General features: G+C 58.8%; 7 protein-coding genes. All 7 read right to left on the bottom strand.

From position 1 onward, the window contains the following. Window positions 1-37: 37 nt before the first annotated feature. Entirely contained in the window at window positions 38-712 is a 675-nt protein-coding gene (locus JJ869_RS21455) for an orotate phosphoribosyltransferase (RefSeq protein ID WP_292270598.1), read from the bottom strand. A gap of 104 nt (window positions 713-816) precedes the next feature. Continuing rightward, window positions 817-1,821 (bottom strand): PucR family transcriptional regulator, encoded by a 1,005-nt coding sequence (locus JJ869_RS21450; protein ID WP_292270595.1) that lies wholly within the window; start codon window positions 1,819-1,821, stop codon window positions 817-819. Then, window positions 1,818-3,260, bottom strand: a complete 1,443-nt coding sequence (locus JJ869_RS21445) for a PucC family protein (protein WP_292270593.1) — start codon at window positions 3,258-3,260, stop codon at window positions 1,818-1,820. Before JJ869_RS21445 ends, JJ869_RS21450 begins: the two co-directional genes overlap by 4 nt. A gap of 110 nt (window positions 3,261-3,370) precedes the next feature. After that, on the bottom strand, window positions 3,371-3,688 hold the full coding sequence (locus tag JJ869_RS21440; protein WP_292270576.1) for a light-harvesting protein: 318 nt from the start codon (window positions 3,686-3,688) through the stop codon (window positions 3,371-3,373). A gap of 12 nt (window positions 3,689-3,700) precedes the next feature. Next, a complete protein-coding gene (gene pufB, locus JJ869_RS21435; protein ID WP_292270574.1) occupies window positions 3,701-3,859 on the bottom strand; it encodes a light-harvesting antenna LH1, beta subunit in 159 nt (52 codons plus the stop codon). A gap of 389 nt (window positions 3,860-4,248) precedes the next feature. After that, window positions 4,249-4,839, bottom strand: coding sequence for a hypothetical protein (locus tag JJ869_RS21430; RefSeq protein ID WP_292270571.1), 591 nt, complete (start codon window positions 4,837-4,839; stop codon window positions 4,249-4,251). A 121-nt stretch (window positions 4,840-4,960) separates the two neighbouring features. After that, window positions 4,961-5,981: dihydroorotase (gene pyrC, locus JJ869_RS21425; protein WP_292270568.1), on the bottom strand; the 1,021-nt coding region annotated here is incomplete at its 5' end.

Below are 5,981 nucleotides of genomic sequence, written 5' to 3'. Positions count from 1 at the left end.
CTGCGCCAGACGCTTGGCTGCCCGATCTACAGCGATCTTACCTCCGGGCGTCCTGCCACGCGCGGGGTGCTTTGAGGAACGCTTCGACCTCGGTAAGTGTCGCGTCGTCGAACGCTCCCTGCGCACGAGCCTCTGCCAACACGTCCCACCATGTGCAGAGATGGTGCAGCTGGACGCCGTGATCGCCCAGTGTCTTCGTCGTTTCCGGGAAGATATCGTAGTAAAAGATCACTGCGGTGTGGCCACAGGTGGCCCCGGTTTCACGGATTGCGTCGACAAAGCTCAGCTTTGATCCGCCATCGGTGGTCAGGTCTTCGACCAACAGCACGCGCTGTCCTTCGGTCATGGCCCCTTCAATGCGGGCATTCCGACCGTATCCTTTGGGCTTTTTACGCACATAGGTCATGGGCAGCGCCATGCGTTCAGCCACGAGGGCTGCAAACGGGATACCTGCCGTTTCTCCGCCCGCGATGTTGTCGAATGCCTCGAACCCAGCGTCCCGCATCACCGTGACGGTCAGAAAATCCATGAGTGTCGAGCGGATGCGCGGGAACGAGATCAGCTTGCGGCAGTCGATATAGGTGGCCGAGGGCAGGCCGGACGCGAGGATGAACGGATCATCCGGGCGGAAATTCACCGCGCCGATTTCCAGCAGCATCCGCGCCGTCAGGCGGGCAATTTCATCTTTTGGAGGATGGCTTGCAGGGATCATCGCGGCACTCCTAGTCTTTGCGCCGCTTTATCCGGTTTCGGGTGGCAGGAAAAGGGCTGCAGCGATGGGAAAAGGCCGAAGTCTCGCGACTCCGGCCAAAACTGTCAGTCCTTTACCTTGGTATGGGGCAGAATCCAGTTTGCCATGTATTTATGACCCGGGACGATGTGATCGAACGGGAATTTCGCCATGTGTTTGTGGCCGGGCACGATGTGGGCGAACGGGAATTTCGCCATGTATTTGTGGCCAGGTACGATATGGGCGAACGGGAATTTCGCCATGTATTTGTGACCCGGTACGATATGGGCGAACGGGAACTTGGCCATGTACTTGTGGCCCGGCACAAGCGAGTTCGCGCCCTGCTTGCCATTGATGAGGTGCGGGAAGGGCCAGTTCGCCATGCGCATATGACGTGGGAACGCAAACCGATCCCAGGGCTTGCGACGGCTGATCAGCGGGATCGGGAAGTTCGCCATTCGCGCATGACGCGGGAAGATGGAACCGGTGAAGGGTTTGCGACGGCTGATCAGACCAATCGGGAACGAGGCCATTCTGGCATGACGTGGAAAGATCGAACCGGTGAAGGGCTTGCGATTGCTCAGCAGTCCAAACGGCCAATTCGCCATTCGGCCATGACGTTCGATCCCCATCTCATCATAAGGCTTGCGACGGCTGATCAGTGGGATTGGCCAGTCGGCCATATAGGTGTTCTTTTCAGATGGATCCTTGCGGCGGCTCAGCATGTATGGGTGATCGCTGAGAACGCTCAGCCGGCGGCCATGCGGGTCTTTGACAAAGACATCCTGATTGATGTCGCCCATATCGACCGCGCCATACTGGGCGGCGACCTTGCGGGCGATCTTGGCCACACCCAGTGGCTTGTATTTGCCCCGGACCATGAGGACGGCACCGTCGGGCGACTTGCGTGTCGCATAGGCTTTGGCGGTGTCGGGCAACACATCAGCGTTCTGAAGGCGCTCGGACAGGTCTTTGGCGTCGTGGAAGATATGAATGATGTCCGGAGACACCTTGTGGGCGTAAATGAGTTCGCGTTTCGCGGACTGTGCCTGATCTGCGCTATCGAAGTACCGTGTGATAATCGTCGTCATGGTGCCTCCACCGGGTTGGATTGCGTTGGTGCTGCAGCACGTGTGGCCTGTGTCAGGTCACCCCGGCCCGCGAGCGGGAAGATCAGGAGAACGGCAATCACAAGGAACGCCATCTCCATCGAGAAAACTGCATTGTAGGGTGTTTCGACCGAAAGACCATTTCCGCCAGCGGGCATGGCAGCAATCAGATCGCGGACCCAACCCGCGAGGGCCATGCCGACCCCTGCTGCGGAAGCCTGCACGCTGCCCCATGCCCCAAGCGCGAGGCCGACTTTTTCTTTCGGGGCGGCGCGCATCGTTGCTGTAAGCGTGGAATGGCCAAAAAGGCCTGCGCCGATACCGATCATCAGCGTTCCGACCAGAAAGGCGGTCGTCCCACCACCATACGCCGAAAAGATAATTGCTGCGAAACCGGGAATGCCGATCAGCGCCCCCGTCAGCGAGGTCGCAGACGGCAGCCCTCCACTGCCCAGCGTGCGGGAGGCGATCCCGAAGCCAAGCAGCGTGCCACCTGCCAGAAGCGCAGTCAGCTTGGTTGTGCTGGCGACGGAAAGGCCAAGCGCTTCGCCGCCATAGGGTTCAAGCAGAACATCCGCCATGCCGAAGCCGAAGGTGCCAAGGGCAATGACGATCAACAAACGCAACATACCTGCGTTCTGCATGAGTTGTGCCCATGCGTCGCGAAACGCGATGTCGGGCGCTGCAGCCATGGCCTGCGCACGGACGCGGTCGCGGGCTTCTTGTTTCCACATGGCAAGGAAGTTCAGTGCGACGGTCACAACCGCCGTGCCTTGGATCACCTGGATCAATCGACCCGGGGAATAGTTCTCAAGCAGCGTGCCGTAGATGATCGCGCTGAGCACCATGCCGAACAAGAGCATGACATACATCAGGCCAACCACTTTGGGCTGATCTGCTTCGTCCACGAGATCCGTCGCCAAGGCGAGGCCTACGGTCTGCACCATGTGCACGCCCGCACCGACCAGGAGGAAGGACAGTCCGGCGGAACTGTACCCGATCCAAAGCGGGGCATCGAAGGCCTCGCCATAGCCGGAGAGGACCAGCAGGGCGAACGGCATGATGGCAAAGCCACCGAACTGGTAGAGCGTGCCTTTCCAGATATAGGGCAGGCGGCGCAGTCCCAGCGCGGATTTGTGCACATCGGATTTGAAGCCGATCAATGCACGGAACGGGGCAAAGATGATGGGTAAAGCCAGCATCGTGCCGACAAGGCTTGCCGGAACGGACAATTCGACGATCATCACACGGTTCAGCGTTCCGACCAGCAGAACCAGCGCCATGCCGACGGTCACCTGAAACAGGGACAGACGCAGGAGGCGGGACAGCGGTACGCCGTCCGACGCGACATCTGCAAAGGGCAGGTAGCGCGGGCCGATGGTCGCCAGTCTGTGCAGAACGATGCGACGGTAGTCGAACATTCCGGAGCACCTTTTTCAAAGCCGCAGCGCAGAACAAACCCGACGTGCGACTGAAGTCCGGGGAATGCGGGCCCGACACAAACGGTCGGGTCCACATTGCTGAGATGCGGTTACAACTGCGGTTGCAACTGCGATGGCTGGATCAAGGCCTGCGTCGACGTGCCATCCGGCAGGATGATCGTGACTTGCAGGCTGCCATCTTGTTGCGGCACGGCATAGCTGGCCTTGGCCGTATCTGACTGCGGTGCGAGCAGCTGCGCAGACGCTTCGGTGCTGCTCAGTTCTTCGCCGACAAGGTAGTTGTTGTACCAGTCGACCTTGCTGAGAACAGCGACGTGCACTGCAAAGGATCCAACGGCAACCGCGCCAAGGAAGACAGGAACGCCCACCGCAGGTGGGACAACGAGCCACATTTTTGCGTTATTCATGCTGTGATCCCCTTATCCGAGCCACGGTGTGGACACCGCGACCAGAAAATGCGCGAGCAGTGCGATTGCACCGAATACGCGCGTTCCATCGATTAGGTAGCTGTGGACTTCCTCAGCCTCCTTCAAGGTCAAACCGGTCGGCCAGACCTTGCCTTCGTCGTCTGCAGACATTTTGAACTCCTTCTTCGGGTTGGTTCGAGTTGGTTACGGAGCGCTATGGACGTGGGCGGCGTGCCCTTGTCGATCGGCCTGCACCCCTAGAGAGCCGATCTGAAACCTCTGTAAGTATAATTGGGATAAGTGTGTAATAAAAAACTGACACTAGCAATTGTAATCTTAAATTTACACATTAGGCCTGTGACGACATAGCCGCACAAACGGGTGGTAATTCTCTATTTTTCAGATGGTTGAGGGCAGATCGGCATGGGATTGCCACTGTCCGCAATCGCGCAAAGATGGGGCGATTGGTTGGAATTTGGGCAGAAACGCTGATTCCCCCGCGTCAAATGCGACGAATCCAAGCACTTGAGGGAGAACTGGAATTTGTGTGTGCGAAGCGTTCAGCAGCGGCTGTAAATCATGCCCCAGAAATTCCGATTGGGCATCAGATCGGCGACTGCAAGTTGTTTCAGATACCGACCACCAAGCATATATGCCTCGAACTCGCCCTGCGCCGCGCATTGCCACTGTTCGGCGTCACCGCTTTGCCACTGCACATGGTGCACCAATTCATGCAGCAGCACTTCGCGCCAAAGAGGATTGTCCATCGGCTGGTCGAAAGTTTCGGACTCGTCGTACTGATGTGCCGAGAGCAGATAAATTGTGCCATGTGGCCCATCAGTGGCGGCATAAAGCGCGTTGATCCGTTCGTCGACGCCATCGTCCGGCATCAAATGCGCGACGCCGGTGTAAAATTCCCGTGTAAGCTCTTCAGGACTCAGTTGCAGCACGATTGGGAGCGGCACGTTTTGGGTATCGTAGCTTGAGTGATCGCCAATCCATTCAAGCAATGCATCCAACAATAGCTCCATCGGGAAGCCCTTTCGCACCTGACCTCCCGAAACCAGAATAAGGCGTGTGCGATCAAAGTCGTAAGCGCTGACCAAATTCAAACTGCTGTAGTGGCGCCCTGCCAAATGAATTGGCGGCACAGAGCGCGTCGCCTGTGTTTTGTGCGCTTTTTGGGCAGGCTCACCTTCGGTTCTGGTGAACCGCAGTCATGCGCCTTCGCCTTGGCGCGCCTGTTTCAATGGGCGGAAAACCGTTCCGATCTTACGCGCCAACCCGCCAATGCAGCGGCATCATCGGATCGAAAACCGTGACCGGTCCATCATCCGTTTCGATTTGGGTGGGATAGCTGACCGGTACACCTTTGGTCAGAGTGATCGTATCGTCGTTGGGCCGGAGGCCATAGAACCCCGGACCGTTCAGGCTGGTAAACGCCTCCAACCGGTCAAGCGCTCCGTCCTGTTCGAACACTTCTGCAAGAATGGACAGCGTATTGGTCGCGGTGAAACAGCCAGCACAGCCGCAGGGCAGCAACTTGTTGGCGTCTGTATGCGGTGCGCTGTCGGTGCCAAGGAAAAACGTCGGATCGCCGCTGGTCGCGGCGCGGCGCAGGGCAAGCCGGTGTTCTTCACGCTTGGCCACGGGCAGGCAGTAATAATGCGGTTTGATCCCTCCGGCGAGGATGTGGTTGCGATTGATCACCAGATGATGCGTGGTGATCGTGGCTCCCAGGTCAGGCCCCCCTTCGGAGGCGTATTCCACGCCCTGCATCGTTGTGATGTGCTCCATCACCACGCGCAGACCCGGTGTCGCGCGGCGGATCGGATCCAGCACCCGTTCGATGAACACCGCCTCGCGGTCGAAGATGTCGATCTCGCTGTTGACCACTTCGCCATGCACACAAAGCGGACAGCCGATCTCGGCCATCTTTTCAAGCACTGGGCGCACCTTGTCGAAATTGGTCACACCCGAGGCCGAGTTTGTCGTGGCGCCTGCCGGATACAGCTTGACTGCAGTGATCAACCCGTCGGCATGGGCGCGCGCAAGGTCGTCCGGGTCGGTCGCTTCCGTCAGGTATAGTGTCATCAGCGGCGTGAATCCCGATCCCTCCGGAAGTGCCGCCAGAATGCGCTCCCGGTACGCAGCAGCCTCCGCACCTGTGACAACGGGCGGAACAAGGTTCGGCATGATGATCGCGCGTGCAAAATGACGTGCGGATTCAGGAGCCACGGCACGCAGCAGTGCGCCATCGCGCAAGTGCAGGTGCCAGTCGTCGGGGGTGCGG

It is taken from the genome of Marivita sp. (assembly GCF_017643905.1).
Taxonomy (GTDB): Bacteria; Pseudomonadota; Alphaproteobacteria; order Rhodobacterales; family Rhodobacteraceae; genus Marivita.
The sequence above is the reverse complement of the archived record's forward strand: the minus strand, read 5'-3'. Positions and strand labels throughout refer to the sequence as shown.